Source organism: uncultured Erythrobacter sp. (assembly GCF_947502395.1).
In the GTDB taxonomy this organism is placed as follows: Bacteria; Pseudomonadota; Alphaproteobacteria; order Sphingomonadales; family Sphingomonadaceae; genus Erythrobacter.
Map to the genome: position 1 here is coordinate 300,608 of NZ_CANMZM010000001.1, position 15,901 is coordinate 316,508.

Below are 15,901 nucleotides of genomic sequence, written 5' to 3' on the forward strand. Positions count from 1 at the left end.
AGATCTTAGCGGCGGCCTCGGAACAGACGTGCAAGAAGAAATCCGGCAACCGCGGCGATGCCAACGGCAGCAGCAGGACTTTTGCGGATAGCCTCGCGTGTGTCTTCGCCGATTTCTTCGAGGCTCTTCGCTTCGAGCTTGGCAGAGGTTTCGACCAAGGTGCGCGAGGCTGAGCGGGCGTAGTCGCCATATTGTTCGCCAAAGCGCTCATCCAACTGACCAGCGGTGTCACCAACTGCTTTGCCCAGATTCGCAATGGCATCGCTCGCGGCTGCCTTGCCTTCTACGGCCAGCTCGCTTGCTTTTACCTTTGCCTGATCTCCATATTCTTTAGCGTCAGCCATTATATCATCTCCACGGGTTTTGGCTTGCTCGCGGTAGTCACCCGCACGTGTTGTGGCTTCCTCTCGAAGAGCTGCAGCACCGGCCTTAGCTTCAGCAAGCGCTGCGTTGAAACGGCTTTTCGCTTCACCTTTACCTGATGTGGTTGTGGCTTCGGGCTCGGCCTTCTTCGCTGTGGCACCTGCCTTCTTCGGCGCAGCCTTTTTGGCTGTTGTCCGCTTGGCCGCTGTCTTGGCGGGGGTCTTTCGAGTGGTCTTTGTGGTCTTGCTTTCAGCCATGTTGATCTCTTGCTTTCGATTTGCGCGTTTGAGCATAGCTCACCTGCGACTTTGTGTCATGAAAATCTATGTCACTTGCACCGTCCTTTTCTCCCGCATAAGGGGTGCGGCAAAGCACTAGTGCTGACGTCCGGTGTAAGTATAACTCCGGGTGTCTTAATCTAATATAACACTCTCACGTCGGAGTTCAAATCATGACAGCGATTATCGACATCCACGGCCGCGAAATTCTCGACAGCCGGGGCAATCCGACGGTTGAAGTGGATGTCCTTCTCGACGACGGTAGTTTTGGGCGGGCTGCGGTTCCTTCGGGTGCATCGACCGGGGCACACGAGGCGGTTGAGCTGCGTGATGCCGATAAGGATCGCTATAAGGGCAAAGGCGTGCTGAAGGCCGTCGAGGCCGTAAACAGTGAGATTCGCGACCTTTTGATCGGTGCTTTCGATGCCGAGGATCAGCGTGATATTGATCTGTCGCTTATCGCATTGGATGGCACTGAGAACAAAGGTCGCCTTGGTGCAAACGCGATCCTCGGAACCAGCCTGGCTGTGTCCAAAGCCGCCGCCAATGCGCGAGGCCTGCCGCTTTATTCTTATCTCGGCGGCGTGGCTGCGCATGTTTTGCCGGTACCGATGATGAATATCATCAACGGAGGTGAGCACGCCGATAACCCCATCGACATTCAAGAATTCATGATTATGCCGGTAGGGGCGGACAGCATTGCAGAAGCGGTCCGCTGGGGTTCCGAAGTGTTCCACACGCTGAAAAAAGGTCTCCACGACAAGGGCCTTGCCACCAGTGTTGGCGACGAAGGTGGCTTTGCACCTGATCTAGCCAGCACCCGCGCTGCTCTCGACTTTATAATGGCTTCTGTCGAGCAGGCCGGTTTCACACCGGGCGAAGACATAGTCCTCGCGCTCGATTGCGCCGCGACCGAGTTCTATCGCGATGGCAAATACGAGATCTCTGGCGAGGGGCTTAGTCTCAATGGCGAGGGTATGGCCGACTATCTTGCCAAGCTTTGCGATGACTATCCGATCCTCTCTATCGAAGACGGCATGAGCGAAGACGACTTTGAGGGCTGGGCCGCCGTGACCCGCGCAATTGGTGACCGCGTGCAGCTTGTAGGAGATGACTTGTTTGTCACCAACCCGGCACGATTATCTCAGGGGATCGCTGATGGTTTGGCCAACTCGCTTCTGGTGAAGGTCAATCAGATCGGAACACTCACTGAGACTCTGGCAGCGGTCGATATGGCTACTCGTGCTCGCTATACCTCTGTCATGAGTCATCGTTCGGGTGAGACTGAGGATGCAACAATTGCCGACTTGGCGGTTGCGACCAATTGCGGGCAGATCAAAACCGGTTCGCTCGCGCGCTCAGACAGGCTTGCCAAGTACAACCAACTTATCCGCATTGAGGAAGAGCTCGGTGACAGCGCAGTTTACGCTGGCCGCGGTTGTTTCGGATCCCTCGGAGCTTGATTGAGGTGGGTGCTAGAACTTCGAGCTTGCGTTAGCGAAATAGTCATCCATGGACGCAAGGCCCTTTTCGGTCAGACGGACAAGGACGCGGCGCTGATCTTCAGGATCATGCTCGCGCAAGATCAGCCCTTGTTCCGACAGAACGCCCAGCCAGCGAAGCCCGGTTGTGGGCGGCGCCGCGGAACCAATACAGGCGCTCGACACCGAAACCTTCTTCCTTTCGGCCTGGGCGATGTAAAGGTCGAGCAAGATATCCCAAGCGGGCTCCCCAAACAGCTCAGCGTTATCGAAAATCACCGTACGGCGACGGCGAATAGCGTAAGCCTCCCGAGCAAGAGCGGCAAATTGCAAGCGCCGCATCAAGATATCGGAGTGGACAGGCTGTGTATTCGCCCGGGCATGCACAATCGGATAGTTTGCCAAGATTTCCGACGCGATGTCTGATGATCCGTTGGCATTGGCGGATGCCTTCGAAAAGCTGGTGCTGTCGGCGTTGGTCGGGCGTCCTGTGGTCTCTCTCAAGGTATCGGCAATGACGGCCAAGTGTTTGGCCAATGCGCCCAGGTCGATCTTATTACTAGCGTTACTGTGGGGATTGGACTGAGCCAAATCGACGGGCATTTTTTCCCCGTCCTTAATCTCGTTCATGATCGGACCTTCATGATATCAAACCCGATGAGTGCGCACAATCGAGAGCGATAAACATGACAAGATCGCTGCTCAGCCTCGCATCTCCATGGCCACTGCGATTGTCGAGCAGTTTAGAGCATCTTGGCCCGTCTGAAGACAATCTGTGATTTGTGGCATCCGAGGCCCGGAAAAACCTATCTCTCACATCACGTGTCATGGAGACTTTCCCCATGGCTTAGCTCCTCTACAAAAGGGCAGCGCAGCACTGGCATGGCTTGGTTCAGTGAAACGCTCACCCAAGCAGGAGCTTAAGCTGAAACCTGATACGACACACTAAGTGGGAATGCCTAGATTTGACCTATTCTTTCGCCATTTTCACGTAAAGTAGGCGTTTGCCGCCATTCTGGATAGATCAGTCGTTGTGTTCCGGGAAAAGGAACGCTGGCTTTTCAGGCGCAATTGAGGAGCGTAAAGCTCGTAGGTTGCTGTCCAGTTGTTCGATCGCTGCATTGACATGGATAGCAGCTATCCCGGCACCTGCAGTGTCAAGCGTGACAAGAACGCCTTGGAGCGAGCGCTTGCAACTCTCAAGCTCTTCCAGTTCGTCTTTAGTGAGTGGGAACATTCCTAACTTTCTCCCAATCCAGCATATGTTGAATTCACCGGTCCGTGCACCTTTGGACCCGTGGGAAAATGCTTAGGCGTTATCTCTGAATGGGGATATCCGTAGAAACACCTAATTGGAGCGTATAAGTTGTGACGTTCAAACCGCTTTTCGCCGATTGCCACATACAAATGCGACACACTGTGGGAGTTCAAGCATCAAAGCGCGATGCGAGCGAAAGCAACGACAAAGCCGCTTTGGCCGCTTCTCCGCCTTTGTCTTTTTGCAAGGGATCAGCTCTTACGAGTGCCTGAGCTTCATTCTCGACAGTTAGGATGCCGTTACCAATGGCGATTCCGTCCATAGTGAGCGCCATGATAGCGCGAGCGCTTTCGCCTGCGACGATCTCAAAGTGGTAGGTCTCGCCGCGAATAACGACGCCAATCGCGACAAATCCGTCATACTCACCACTTTCAGCTGCCAAGGCAATCGCGCCCGGGATCTCCAATGCACCGGGAACAGTAAGTACCTCAGTTTCGTGTCCCTCCGCTTCAAGCGCAGCCTTGGCACCGGCAATTAGCATGTCGTTAAACGACTGGTAGAAACGCGCTTCGACGATCAGGATTTTCGCCATTATTTGAGGTCCTTATTGAAGAGGAGACGGTTGCGGGTGGGGAAGGGCCAAAGCAATGACTCTTATACGCTCGTGGAAGTCCAATTAGCCAATGGAGACGCTTTCAGCGCGAAGCAAGGTTAGAGCTCTGCAGCTCTCACATCATTACTCCGGGATCGACTGGTGACCCGCCAAGGTAATGCCGTACCCTTCAAGCGCAACAAGATCGGGCCGCGAGTTGGACAGCAGGATCATTTCACGCACGCCCAGATCGGCCAGAATCTGGGATCCGATACCGATGTTTCGGTGCTCTTCATCCTGAGTCCATTTGGTGCCTTGGCCCACACGCTGAGTGAGGATCACGATAACGCCCGCGCCTTTCTCTCCAATTGCACTCATCGCTCTTTGCAAAGTGCGCTTACGGGGGCCCGGCGCGCCTAAGACATCGTCAAACACGGAGATCGGATGCACCCGGGCGAGGGTGGGTTCCTCAGGTGAAACATGTCCTTTCTGCAGGACATAGGCCTCGTTATCTGAGATCGTGTTGCGGTAGGTGATCATGCGCCACTGACCGCCATAGTCGCTCTCAAAGCTGCGTTCATCGATGCGCTCTACGAGATGGTCGTTGCGCATCCTATACGCGATAAGGTCGCGGATCGTGCCGATCTTAAGGCTGTGCTTGCGCGCAAACTCAATCAGGTCATCAAGCCGTGCCATTGAACCATCTTCGTTCATGATCTCGCAAATCACGCCCGAAGGATTGAGCCCAGCAAGCCGCGAGATATCGACCGCAGCCTCTGTGTGTCCTGCTCGCACTAGTGTGCCACCGTCTCGCGCCATCAGAGGGAAGACGTGCCCTGGCGTCACGATGTCATCTGCGCCCTTGCTCGCGTCGATTGCGACGGAGATGGTGCGCGCGCGGTCAGCAGCCGAAATGCCAGTTGTTACGCCCTCTTTCGCCTCAATCGAGACGGTGAAGGCGGTCTGCATGCTTTCTTTGTTGTTGCGACTCATCGGATCGAGACCAAGCGCGTCCACCCGTGCTTTGTCGAGGGCAAGGCAAATAAGCCCCCTGCCATGGGTCGCCATAAAGTTCACGGCAGCAGGGGTCGCCATCTGCGCTGGGATAATCAGATCGCCTTCGTTCTCTCGGTCTTCGTCGTCGACAAGGATATACATGCGTCCATTGCGCGCCTCATCGATGATCTCTTCGGCCCCAACCAGAACCGGCGTGTCATCATTCGCATCAAGAAATTTCTGCAACTTCGCGAGAGTTTCAGTTGTCGGATTCCAGTCCGTTTCGCTTGCATCGCGTAAAGTGTTGGCGTGAAGGCCAGCAGCACGCGCAATTCCGGCTTTTGTATAGGCACCTGAGTCGATCAGGTTGCGGACGAGTGTGATAGTTGATGTGCTCATAACCCCCAGGTAGCACATTTCAATGTGATTGCAATTGTCGAGATCTGATCTCGATATAGGCATGCTCCGATGGCATTCGTTGGCTTGGGGTGACTGAAAGGATGCTTGGGGGTGATACGTGCGTTCGAATTGCGTCGATTGCCGTTGGCCGCTTCTCCTTGAGGACATTTCTTCAAATGTCGATTTAACCGTTTGTAACAAATGGGTGGTCTGAGAACTAGATCCAAACGAAAAGATGCTGTCATTGGGTCTATGGAGCGCATGAATGCCTTTACCTCTTTGGTCAGCTGCTAGTCCGAGTTCTACTAGAGCCCGGCTCATCTTCCGCTCGAAATATTCCAACACGTTTTGCAAGCTGCGAGGCCGCCCGGCTCCATAATAGAAAATAGAACGGTTTGCGCGTGCTGCTCTTGGAAACAGGCTTGCGGCACTCTGATGAGGATTACGTTTCCAGGCAGACATAAATCGCACGCTTCCACCGCTGCCAAGGAAATGCGCCACATACAGTTCTGTGCTGTTCGCTTGCCGCCCAAGCACTCCTTTCAACTTGTCGCCATTCTCCTGTGCATACGCAGCTGCCATCATTGAAGCGAGGTGCGGGTCGTGACGCCATTCCAGTCGGTCACTGCGTTTAGTCTCTGACTGATCGATGCTTTTTTGGGCGTCTGTTTCGGCAATCTGCCTCGCGCGAAACGTCTGAATTTGGCTGGCATAGCGCTCTAAGCTCCGCAGCCACGTGCTTTCGATAAATTGAAACAGTCCCGCTGCGCTCGATGAGCTAGCCTTCGCCTTGGGATTAAGCCCAGATTCGAGATGCGCCTTAGCCAGAAGGTAATGGTAATCAACGCCGGAGTGTTGTGCCGCGGTCCAGATCGCGTCCATCACAACTTTCTTTGAGTGCGACTGGCGACTGATCCTTTCGCGGCGTTGCTCGAATCCTTGGGGAGCAGTGGGCTGGCTTACATGCTGTTTTCCAAGCATTTCATAGCACGAACTGGCAGGATTGCGATCCTCGGGGACTTGGGTGCCAGCATGTGCCGCACCGCCAAGTACGCACGCTAGGAAAACGGTTTTGATCGCCGCAGCTGCCCGAAACATCGCGACGCAGTAGTCGCTCGCGAGTTAAAGAGGGACTGCTCTAAAATGGTGAATTTTGCGCAAACGCGGCAATGAGCCGGACGAAAGACTTTGAGTACACCTCTACCGGGGGTGAAGCTTCAATTTGTCGAGGCAAAAATGGTGGACGCACGAGGGTTCGAACCTAGGACTCGCTGATTAAGAGCAAAGTTGGTACCTCAATAACTTCAGGCAGTTACACGACCTGCTGACAATCAGTCAGCTGCTACCCACGTTCAAAGCTCTGGATTCCTTAGCAAAATCAGTCGCTCCATAAGGCCACGATTTCTGAGTCTCAAAAGAGACTAATCCACACCCATTGGTTGCAGGATTTCTGAGGTGTGATTGAATGAAGTCATATGAAAGAGAAATCAAATTTAGAGCATGGGAGCCTGCGACCAACACGATTTGGGACGTGCGTGAGATTGAGTGGGCTGATGGGCAGATATTGGATTTGTACCTAGGGCTTCACTCGACAGGAAACCCTGACGATGCGGGTGTTTCCGTCCTGCAGTTCACTGGCCTAACAGGCAAAGACGGCACCGAGATTTATGAAGGCGATTGGTTCCGCCCAGACATACCAAATAGCCGAACAGCAATGTTAGTAGAATGGGACGAGCACAAAGCCTCGTACAAACCATTCAACGATCCGAACTACAATTACTCTTCAAGCGCCGGTAAGATCATTGGTAACAAGTACGAGAACCCAGAGTTGATCGATGCAGAATAACGATGAAGCCCGAACCACACCAATCGGGCTTTTTCATTATGCGCACTCATATGCGGCGAGTGCATTGGAACTTGAGCGCTCTGAGGTAGACGCCACTCATCCAGACGCACCAATCCGATACCTCTTCAGCCACGCCATCGAGCTCTATCTCAAATCGTTCCTTCTGATGAAGGGTGTTTCGTTGTCCGAGCTGCGGAGCAGGAACTTAGGCCACGATCTTCCAGCATTGTTGAAACGAGCGTCCGAGTTTCAGTTTCACGTCAGCGAAGAAATGGAGGCTCAGATTGGCTTGGCGAACGATGCGATCATGGATCGCTACATCGAGACCGGATACCGGCAGGTCCTCAGTCCAGAATCAATGACGGCCATTTGTCAGCATTTGAATGACGAGATTGGCGCGCTCGTCTATGCCGATTTCGGCACGAAGAGGGCAGTTCCGGCGCTGAAATAGGGAGACAAAATAGAGACTAAACCGAGACGAAGAGGCAGTCATTGTCGGTGTAAGTGTCTGAAAAGTTTGGTGGACGCACTAGGGTTCGAACCTAGGACCCGCTGATTAAGAGTCAGCTGCTCTACCAACTGAGCTATGCGTCCATATGTTTCGCGAAGCTGGTGGGTAATGCCCCGAATGAAGGCTAAGTTGATTCGCGACGAGGCGCTCATATAGCGCGGCATTTGGAGATTTAAAGGGCGAAGCGTTGTGTTCAGCCAGCAAGACCATAGCGCGGCGCCTCGCGGTTCCAGCGATTGACCATCATCAGCGCACCTATGCAGATCATATTGGTCATCATTGAAGATCCGCCATGACTCATAAATGGCAGGGGGATGCCGACGACGGGTGCCATTCCCATCACCATCATTAGATTGACCGCAACATAGAAGAAAATTGTGGCAACCATGCCTGCTGCCAGAAGACTAGCGAAACGGTCATGAGAGGCCCGAGCTACCCTCAGACCCCAGCTGAGGATTACTGCGAAGACTGCCAACACGAATAGTCCGCCCAGCAAACCCCATTCTTCAGCCATGGTTGCGAATACAAAATCGGTCTGCGGTTCCGGTAGATATTGCAAATGGCTTTGTGATCCATTGTTGAACCCTTTTCCAAAGATGCCGCCAGAACCAATTGCTATTTTTGACTGATTTATGTGATAGCCTGCCCCCAATGCGTCCGCTTCGGGATCAAACATCGTTAAGACCCGCCGTCGTTGGTAATCTTGAAGTCCGAAAAAGAAGACGAGGGGCGCCGCAGCGATCGCAGCGAGGCTTCCGCCGATAAACCACTTCATAGGCAGGCCAGCGAGGAGCATCACCACGGCGCCCCCGAACGCGATGGCGAGCGACGTGCCTAAGTCAGGCTGAAGCAGGACCAGTGAAACAGGCAGTGCAATCAAAACCCCCGGCACCAACAAGGCACGCCAACTTAGGATCATGCCGACCGGCAAGCTCGCGTAGAATTGCGCTAGGGTGACCACGATCACTGGTTTCATCAGCTCTGAGGGCTGCAGCACCATAAAACCCAGATCGAGCCAACGCTGGCTTCCCCCGCGCACATTGCCGAGGATTTCGACTCCGATAAGCAGCAGCAAAACAATGACGTAGGCAGGGTATGTCATGAATCGAACGAATTGACGTGGGAGCGATGCGATAATCGAAGCCATAAGCAGAAATACGCAGAAGCGGATCAGGTGTGAGGACGCGAAGGGATCCACCTTGCCACCAGCTGCCGAGTAAAGCACTGCCGCCCCAAATCCCACAAGCAAAAACAAAGGGATCAGCATGCCCCAAGGCTGGCGCGCGATGGGCACAGGAATGATGCCAGTGTGTGCGCTCACGGCTCAATTCCTTGGGGTTGAGTTCCAATCAGCGCATCAGGCGGGGGCGAACCAGAGGCGGTCTGATTCTCGCGTGGTTGAACGAACTTATCGCCGATTTCTTGGGTCTGCTCCGCTTCCAGCCGGGCTTCGGCCTCCACTCGATCAAAGATGTCTTCATCGCGTTGGGGAGGGGGCGTGACAGTCGTGCCTCGTTCAGCGGCATACGCGGCGTAGCGCCGTTCAAGCCTTTCTTGCGCGGTGCCGCCCCATTGGTTCTCCAAAGCGCGTAGCGCTTCCACGCCTTTAGTCGGATCGAAAAGGAAGGTCATGACATCGCGCGCAATGGGATAGGCCGAGCCGGATCCTCCGCCGTGCTCGATCACCACCGCGCCAGCGTATCGCGGATTTTCAACCGGGGCGAAGAAGGTGAAGAGGCCGTGATCGCGGAACTTCCAGGGTCCGCTTCGCCCGTCGGAGACGCTCAAGGACACGACTTGCGCCGTCCCGGTCTTGCCTGCAATTTGCACGTCCTCAATCGGAAGCCGGGCCCGCCTCGCTGTGCCGGCACCGTTAACAACGTTGTTCATGCCTTGGCGTACATACGCAAGGTGTTCTGGATCGAAATCATAGCTTTCAGCTGGAGCCACAGGCTCATCCAAAAGGAGGCGAGGATTAACCCGGTTGCCAGTGGCAAGGCGTGCACTCATCACTGCCAATTGCAGCGGGCTTGCCAGATAATAGCCTTGGCCAATTGACGCGTTGACCGTATCAAATGACTGCCAATCGCGTCCGAACTTATTGAACTTCCATTCAGATGTGGGGACAGTTCCATAGAATTGGCTGGTCACAGGTAGCTCAAATTCCTGTCCCATGCCAAGATCCTTGGCCAGTGCAGCCACGTTGTCGAAGCCGATTTGCTGAGCGAAATGGTAGAAATAGCTGTCGCAGCTCTGGGCGATGGCCTTGTCCATATTCACCACGCCGTGATTGGAGTGGCAGTTGAAGAAACGGTTGCCAATCCGCCGTCCACCGCCGCACACGATCGTATCGTCAGGGCTGACACCGGCTTGTAGAAACGCCAGACAGTGCATTGGCTTGACCGTTGATCCCGGGGGATAAAGTCCCTTCAAGACCTTATTGCGTAACGGCACTCGCTGATCTTCCCTCAGCATGGAATACTCGACCGAGCCGATGCCATCGGAGAAGCTGTTGGGATCGAAGCTTGGCATGGAAGCCATGCACAAAAGGTCGCCAGTCTGACAGTCCATGACCACAACCGAGCCACTCTCAAGGCCAATTCGGCGGGCAGCATAATCCTGCAAGGGGCCATCGATGGTTAGTCGCACAGCATCGCCCTGAATATCGTCGCGCGTCTCAAGGTCGCGGACAATGCGTCCACCAGCGGTGACTTCTACCCGGCGCGCCCCGGGGGTTCCACGAAGGCCCTGTTCGAATTGTTTTTCAAGGCCATCCTTACCGATCTTATATCCCGGCGTGATAAGGATAGGGTTCCGGTCTTGCTCATATTCTTCGGCTGAAGCTGGGCCTACGTAGCCAATTAGGTGCCCAACCGAAGAGGCGGTGGGGTAGTATCGCGAGAAGCCGCGTTGGGGCACGACCCCTTGCATGTCAGGCAAGCGTACACTGAGCGCTGCGAACTGCTCATATTGGAGGCCGCTAGCGACCTCCACCGGAGCAAAGCCACGGGCGCTTTGAACCTCCAGCTTCAAGTCTTTGACCCGGTCAGGCTCAAGGTTAAGTAGTTCACCGACTTGATCGATCATGCGGGCGGGGTCTGTCAGTCGATCAGGGATCACATCGACGCGGAAATCAGCTCGGTTGGACGCAAGGGGGGCACCATTGCGGTCAAGAATCCAGCCTCGACGTGGTGGAATAAGGGTAAGGTTGACCCGGTTACTCTCTGATTCGAGGCGATATTTCTCATTTTCCGCGATTGCCAGATAGCCCATGCGTGCAGCCAGGAGGATGGCCACAGAGGCTTGTATGCCACCGATGACAACCGTTCGCCGTTCGAACGCGTTGCGCAGTGTTGAGGCATTTACGACCTGGCCGCTGGGCCTCGCTCCGCTGCGTAATTTGAAGAAGCGTTTCACCCAACTCTCCGGGCGCGGGACAGACGGAAGCGATCAGCCAGCGTTATTACTCGCGCGATCAGTGGGTAAAGCAGGATCGACACCAGGATTTGTGGCACAACAATGCTAATCAATGGGACCGAGATCTTCGCACCTGATACAAGCATAGCGGCGAGGATATATAGCAGAACGGTAAAACCGGCGGTGAACCAGTCTTGCCAAAAACCCCTCCAAGGAAAACGAGTCTCAAGGATTTCCAGCGCGATCATGGTCAAAGACCATAGGAAGATCGCGCTGCCAAAGGGCTGTCCGCTCACCAAGTCGTCAAACGCGCCAAGCGGCACTCCCGCCCACATGGGCAAAAGCCCTGGGCGCATCAGCCTCCATCCGAGGAAAATCATAAAGCCCAATGGCGGGACAACGGGCATAACATCGGCCATCACAAACAGAGGAATGAGCGAACCGATAATGATCGTGACATAGTGGACGGAGCGTGCGCGCCATGGTGACTGAACCCGATTGATCTTGGCGCCGCCATAGGCACGGCGCTGTATCGGAGGATCAAGCCGATCGATCAATTGGCCAACTCCTCTTCGCTGAGTTCGTCTCGTTCACGAACGCCAGCGGCCTCCACGGCCAATGGTTCGAAGATCGGCTCGACGCTGACATAATTGGTCGCCGTCGGTTCTGCGATCAACTGCGCAATGCCGCCATCGGAGGTGATTTGAGACAGCACCGCGACCGCGACACCGGGCCGATAATAGCCGCCTGCGCCGCTGGTAACGAATACATCTCCGACTTCGAGAGGGTTAAGTCCGAGATTGATGAGTCGGATGCGCAAGAGGCCGTCTCCGCGTCCTTCCGCAAATGCCACAGTTTGGTCCGAAGCACGCCTTACAGGCAGGACACTCTCTGTATCCGTGAGGAGGAGTACACGCGACGATCCAAGCGAGGTTTCCAGAATGCGTCCTATCACGCCGCGTTCTGAATGGACCGGCATCCCGATTTCTACGCCATCACCGCTGCCGACACCGACATAGGCGAAGCGGCGCACCGACGAAGCGCTTGAGGCGACGAGGCGGGTGGTCGCGATCGGAGGACTCTCTCCGTTATATAGGCCCAGCAACGCCTTCAAGCGGTCGTTCTCAGCCTCAACCGCTTGCGCCTCGGCTAGACGGATACGGGCGATCTCTACCTCGCGGCGAAGTTCTGCATTCTGGCTACCAGCGTTCCAGAAGCCACTGATCGTATCCCAGATGTTGTTACCACCGGCACGAACTGTTGCAGTGGCCTCTCCCGCCGGAGCAGCTACAGTGGTGGCACCACCGCGTAGAGGCTGCATAATTGAGGGCTGCCATAGGGAAATGACGAGCAGCACAAGGCCAAAAACAGCGCCAAGGGTCGCCAACAAGTATCCGGTAAACACCGAATATTGCTGCTTTTTCGAAAAGCCCGATCGACGCGATTTGGGCGACGCCATGGCCTGAATTGATCCCTTACTTACGTGTTTCCTATGCGGTCATTAGCACGCCGCGATAGATGGGGTCTTCCATAGCGCGGCCTGTACCGATGGCGACGCAGGTGAGCGGATCTTCCGCGATTGAGACGGGAAGGCCCGTTTCCTCACGAAGATGCTCATCCAAGCGGCGTATAAGTGCGCCGCCACCGGTCAGCACAATACCTTGATCCACGATGTCAGCGGCAAGCTCGGGGGCGGTGTTCTCAAGCGCAATACGCACACCCTCGACGATCGCTCCAATGGGTTCGGAAAGTGCCTCGGCCACATGCGATTGATTGATCGTAATCTCTTTTGGAACCCCGTTTACGAGGTCGCGGCCCTTCAGGGTGATGGTTTCACCAATACCGTCTTCGGGAATAACTGCGATGCCATAGTCTTTCTTAATACGCTCTGCGGTTGCATCGCCAATAAGGAGGTTGTGGTGTCGGCGAACATAAGAGACGATTGCCTCATCCATTTTGTCGCCGCCAGTGCGGACCGATGTGGTGTAAGCAAGGCCCCGCAATGACAGAACAGCCACCTCGGTGGTGCCGCCACCGATATCGACGACCATCGAGCCGACAGGCTCGGTTACGGGCATATCCGCGCCAATAGCCGCCGCCATAGGTTCAAGGATGAGGTGAACTTCGGACGCGCCCGCATTTGACGCTGCATCGCGGATCGCGCGCTTTTCAACCGAAGTTGAACCAGAGGGCACACAGATGACGATCTCTGGATAGCGGAACAGATTGCGCTTGCCATGCACCTTGCGAATGAAGTGCTTGATCATCTCTTCCGCGATTTCGATGTCGGCAATAACGCCGTCACGAAGCGGGCGAATAGCCTCGATTGTGTCAGGCGTTTTGCCCATCATCATCTTAGCATCGTCGCCAACCGCCTTGACGCGCTTGATCCCGTTGATCGTTTCAATCGCAACCACACTTGGCTCGTTCAAAATGATCCCTTGATCCTGAACATAAACCAGCGTGTTAGCGGTACCCAGATCGATCGCCATATTCTGCGATCCGAATTTGAAAAGATTGGCAAAGAAGCTCATTGTCGCAAAGTTCCGTGATATCCCGTAAGTGCTGTTCCCAGCACGGTAAGCCCCCCGCAATTCGTGTTGACACGAGATGCTCACTTGCGCCTAGCGAAACACACACAAAAAGGGAAAATTTTTGTTGACCGTGAAGTGGATTTTCCCCCGTCACCCTCGAAATTGCGATGCTGGGGCGCTAGCGTGCGACCAATGCCCCTAATTCGTCGCCTTCCAGAGACTTTAGTCAACCGTATCGCCGCCGGTGAAGTGGTCGAACGGCCCGCAGCGGCGCTTAAAGAGCTGGTTGAAAATGCAATTGATGCTGGTGCGTCGCGAATCGCTATCGCGCTGATTGATGGCGGGTTAACCCGGCTTGAAGTGACAGATGACGGCTGCGGGATGACACCGGATGAAATGGCGCTGGCGCTCGAACGACATGCCACGTCTAAACTGCCCGACGAAGCCATCGAAATGGTGGCCACCCTTGGCTTTCGCGGCGAGGCTCTTCCTTCGATCGCGAGCGTGGCTCGGCTGACCCTGGAAAGCAGGGTGAGGGGTGCCGACGATGGCTGGCGGCGAGTTGTAGATCACGGTGAGGTGGTCGAAGAAGGACCGGCTGCACTACCCTACGGTACTCGGGTTCGTGTCGAGCAGATATTCGCCAAAGTCCCGGCGCGGCGCAAGTTCCTACGCACTCCGCGCAGTGAATACATCGCTGCGCTCGACTGCGTGCGTCGGTTGGCGATGGCACGACCTGACATCGCCTTTACGCTTGAAAACGTGAACGATGGAAAAGTGCGAAAGGGCTTGACCACCCAAGGCGATGAAGCGCTTGCGACGCGCGTGTCTCAGATCGTCGCTCGCGAACTCAAGGACAATGCGGTAGAGATTGACCTTACCCGAGAAGGCCTCCACGGAACGATGAGGCTGACGGGTCTTGCGGGCCTGCCTACCTACAACCGGGGTGTGGCGGATCACCAATATTTATTCGTGAACGGCCGTCCTGTGAAGGACAAGCTGCTTACTGGAGCGGTACGCGGTGCCTATTCTGACATGCTGGCGCGTGATCGGCATGCGGTCTTGGCCCTATTCATCGAGCTTCCGCCCCAGGATGTTGATGTGAATGTTCATCCCGCGAAAACCGAGGTCCGGTTTCGAGATGCTGCTGGCGTGCGAGGATTCATCGTTTCTGGGCTGCGACAGGCTCTTGCGACGGGGGACCGGCGTTCCGCCCAAGGTCCTGACAGAACAGCGATGGGGCGTTGGGTTGCGGAACCTAGTCAACCTATTCCTCATTCAGAAGAAGCTCCCGCGTTACGTTCGATCTTTGACCAGCGCGACTTTGCAGCATCTGAGGCGCGTGTGGCCGAAGTCCGGCCATCTTTTGCTTCGCCACATTCGGCAGCACGAGCAGACACCGCACTTCCGCAAGGGCGCGCCGAAGAGGCTGCGCCGATTAGCGACGATCAGGCTGACTATCCACTTGGTATTGCAAGAGGGCAGGTTGCCAACACCTATATCATCGCGGAAAGCAAGGACGGGCTTGTGTTGGTTGACCAGCACGCAGCGCACGAACGACTTGTTCTCGAGCGATTGAAACGTTCTGGCGCAGAAGAAGCGGTGCAGCGCAGTCAGGCCTTACTGGTACCCGATGTGGTGGAAATGGATGAGGCAGATTGTGACCGTCTCGACGATGCAGCAGAAGGCTTTGCGCGCTATGGGCTTTCGCTCGAACGCTTTGGTCCGGCCGCAATGTTGGTGCGTGCTGTCCCCTCAGTCATTGCAAAAGCCGATACGAGCAAACTCCTGCGTGATCTCGCAGACGACATCGCCAAGCATGGAAAACAGGAGGAGAGCGGTTCACTGCTGCTTGCCGAGCGGCTCGAATATGTGCTCGCGACGATGGCGTGCCACGGATCGGTTAGGGCGGGGCGGGTGCTCAGCGTTGCTGAGATGAACGCCTTGCTCCGCGAGATGGAAGAAACCCCTCGCTCAGGCCAGTGCAATCATGGTCGGCCCACTTGGGTGAAGTTGTCGATGGAAGATGTCGAGAAACTGTTTGGCCGACATTAGTACTCGATCAGCGAAAAATTGAACACTTCAAATTGGAATCGAAAATACGAACCTCTGCCCTGGCGCTAGCTTGGCATTCTCAGGCGGAAGAATTCGTCGGAGTGTTCAATGAAAAACGAGATGTGCCTGAGATGGCCTTTCTCGATTTTTCGCAATTTGGGTAGAGAAGAT

The 15,901-nt window shown here is 55.2% G+C and carries 14 protein-coding genes, 1 tRNA gene and 1 pseudogene; 4 read left to right on the top strand and 12 right to left on the bottom strand.

Annotated elements, in window-relative coordinates; genetic code table 11:
- Nucleotides 1-5: 5 nt before the first annotated feature.
- Nucleotides 6-620 (bottom strand): hypothetical protein, encoded by a 615-nt coding sequence (locus Q0778_RS01365; protein ID WP_298303255.1) that lies wholly within the window; start codon nt 618-620, stop codon nt 6-8.
- Nucleotides 621-814: 194 nt separating this feature from the next.
- Here Q0778_RS01365 and eno point away from each other — a divergent pair, with 194 nt between their 5' ends.
- On the top strand, nt 815-2,104 hold the full coding sequence (gene eno, locus Q0778_RS01370) for a phosphopyruvate hydratase (protein ID WP_298333456.1): 1,290 nt from the start codon (nt 815-817) through the stop codon (nt 2,102-2,104).
- 12 nt (nt 2,105-2,116) lie between these two features.
- On the opposite strand, the gene Q0778_RS01375 is transcribed toward eno, so the two are convergent.
- The 5 genes and pseudogenes from Q0778_RS01375 to Q0778_RS16325 all read right to left on the bottom strand — a co-directional run.
- Nucleotides 2,117-2,752 (bottom strand): winged helix DNA-binding protein, encoded by a 636-nt coding sequence (locus Q0778_RS01375; protein WP_298333458.1) that lies wholly within the window; start codon nt 2,750-2,752, stop codon nt 2,117-2,119.
- Nucleotides 2,753-3,146: 394 nt separating this feature from the next.
- The gene (locus Q0778_RS01380; protein ID WP_298333460.1) at nt 3,147-3,359 is read right to left on the bottom strand and encodes a hypothetical protein; all 213 of its coding nucleotides are present in this window, start codon (nt 3,357-3,359) and stop codon (nt 3,147-3,149) included.
- Between the two features lie 190 nt (nt 3,360-3,549).
- Nucleotides 3,550-3,972, bottom strand: coding sequence for a 6,7-dimethyl-8-ribityllumazine synthase (gene ribH / locus Q0778_RS01385; RefSeq protein WP_298333462.1), 423 nt, complete (start codon nt 3,970-3,972; stop codon nt 3,550-3,552).
- Nucleotides 3,973-4,116: 144 nt separating this feature from the next.
- Nucleotides 4,117-5,367, bottom strand: a complete 1,251-nt coding sequence (gene ribB, locus Q0778_RS01390) for a 3,4-dihydroxy-2-butanone-4-phosphate synthase (protein ID WP_298334841.1) — start codon at nt 5,365-5,367, stop codon at nt 4,117-4,119.
- A gap of 717 nt (nt 5,368-6,084) precedes the next feature.
- Nucleotides 6,085-6,465, bottom strand: a pseudogene (locus Q0778_RS16325) (transglycosylase SLT domain-containing protein); the annotation flags it as partial.
- Nucleotides 6,466-6,832: 367 nt separating this feature from the next.
- On the opposite strand from Q0778_RS16325, the gene Q0778_RS01400 reads away from it, so the two are divergent.
- A complete protein-coding gene (locus Q0778_RS01400) occupies nt 6,833-7,213 on the top strand; it encodes a YopX family protein (RefSeq protein ID WP_298333465.1) in 381 nt (126 codons plus the stop codon).
- Nucleotides 7,203-7,664 carry a hypothetical protein gene (locus Q0778_RS01405; RefSeq protein WP_298333467.1) on the top strand — a complete coding sequence of 154 codons (462 nt, stop codon included), beginning with the start codon at nt 7,203-7,205 and terminating at the stop codon, nt 7,662-7,664. The genes Q0778_RS01400 and Q0778_RS01405 overlap by 11 nt, the downstream gene beginning before the upstream one ends.
- A gap of 67 nt (nt 7,665-7,731) precedes the next feature.
- Here the strand turns inward: Q0778_RS01405 and Q0778_RS01410 are convergent.
- The 6 genes from Q0778_RS01410 to Q0778_RS01435 form a co-directional block, all read right to left on the bottom strand.
- A tRNA-Lys gene (locus Q0778_RS01410) sits at nt 7,732-7,807 on the bottom strand.
- 110 nt (nt 7,808-7,917) lie between these two features.
- Nucleotides 7,918-8,991: a rod shape-determining protein RodA gene (rodA, locus tag Q0778_RS01415; RefSeq protein ID WP_298334843.1), complete on the bottom strand. Its 1,074-nt coding sequence runs from the start codon at nt 8,989-8,991 to the stop codon at nt 7,918-7,920.
- A gap of 50 nt (nt 8,992-9,041) precedes the next feature.
- Nucleotides 9,042-11,141 carry a penicillin-binding protein 2 gene (mrdA, locus tag Q0778_RS01420; RefSeq protein WP_298333469.1) on the bottom strand — a complete coding sequence of 700 codons (2,100 nt, stop codon included), beginning with the start codon at nt 11,139-11,141 and terminating at the stop codon, nt 9,042-9,044.
- Nucleotides 11,138-11,698, bottom strand: coding sequence for a rod shape-determining protein MreD (locus Q0778_RS01425; RefSeq protein ID WP_298333471.1), 561 nt, complete (start codon nt 11,696-11,698; stop codon nt 11,138-11,140). The genes mrdA and Q0778_RS01425 overlap by 4 nt, the downstream gene beginning before the upstream one ends.
- Nucleotides 11,695-12,600 (bottom strand): rod shape-determining protein MreC, encoded by a 906-nt coding sequence (mreC, locus tag Q0778_RS01430; RefSeq protein WP_298305485.1) that lies wholly within the window; start codon nt 12,598-12,600, stop codon nt 11,695-11,697. Before mreC ends, Q0778_RS01425 begins: the two co-directional genes overlap by 4 nt.
- Nucleotides 12,601-12,631: 31 nt before the next feature.
- Nucleotides 12,632-13,675, bottom strand: coding sequence for a rod shape-determining protein (locus Q0778_RS01435; RefSeq protein WP_298305482.1), 1,044 nt, complete (start codon nt 13,673-13,675; stop codon nt 12,632-12,634).
- A 192-nt stretch (nt 13,676-13,867) separates the two neighbouring features.
- Between Q0778_RS01435 and mutL the strand changes: the two genes are divergently transcribed.
- A complete protein-coding gene (mutL, locus tag Q0778_RS01440) occupies nt 13,868-15,730 on the top strand; it encodes a DNA mismatch repair endonuclease MutL (RefSeq protein ID WP_298333473.1) in 1,863 nt (620 codons plus the stop codon).
- Nucleotides 15,731-15,901: the final 171 nt, after the last annotated feature.

What these genes read in the sequence shown, in the direction of transcription:
- Q0778_RS01405 (WP_298333467.1), top strand. Translation starts at nt 7,203, where the DNA reads ATGCAGAATAACGATGAAGCCCGAACCACACCAATCGGGCTTTTTCAT.
- mutL (WP_298333473.1), top strand. Translation starts at nt 13,868, where the DNA reads ATGCCCCTAATTCGTCGCCTTCCAGAGACTTTAGTCAACCGTATCGCC.
- ribH (WP_298333462.1), bottom strand. Translation starts at nt 3,972, where the DNA reads ATGGCGAAAATCCTGATCGTCGAAGCGCGTTTCTACCAGTCGTTTAAC.
- Q0778_RS01365 (WP_298303255.1), bottom strand. Translation starts at nt 620, where the DNA reads ATGGCTGAAAGCAAGACCACAAAGACCACTCGAAAGACCCCCGCCAAG.
- eno (WP_298333456.1), top strand. Translation starts at nt 815, where the DNA reads ATGACAGCGATTATCGACATCCACGGCCGCGAAATTCTCGACAGCCGG.
- rodA (WP_298334843.1), bottom strand. Translation starts at nt 8,991, where the DNA reads ATGCTGATCCCTTTGTTTTTGCTTGTGGGATTTGGGGCGGCAGTGCTT.
- Q0778_RS01435 (WP_298305482.1), bottom strand. Translation starts at nt 13,675, where the DNA reads ATGAGCTTCTTTGCCAATCTTTTCAAATTCGGATCGCAGAATATGGCG.
- Q0778_RS01375 (WP_298333458.1), bottom strand. Translation starts at nt 2,752, where the DNA reads ATGAACGAGATTAAGGACGGGGAAAAAATGCCCGTCGATTTGGCTCAG.
- mreC (WP_298305485.1), bottom strand. Translation starts at nt 12,600, where the DNA reads ATGGCGTCGCCCAAATCGCGTCGATCGGGCTTTTCGAAAAAGCAGCAA.
- ribB (WP_298334841.1), bottom strand. Translation starts at nt 5,367, where the DNA reads ATGAGCACATCAACTATCACACTCGTCCGCAACCTGATCGACTCAGGT.
- Q0778_RS01400 (WP_298333465.1), top strand. Translation starts at nt 6,833, where the DNA reads ATGAAGTCATATGAAAGAGAAATCAAATTTAGAGCATGGGAGCCTGCG.
- Q0778_RS01380 (WP_298333460.1), bottom strand. Translation starts at nt 3,359, where the DNA reads ATGTTCCCACTCACTAAAGACGAACTGGAAGAGCTTGAGAGTTGCAAG.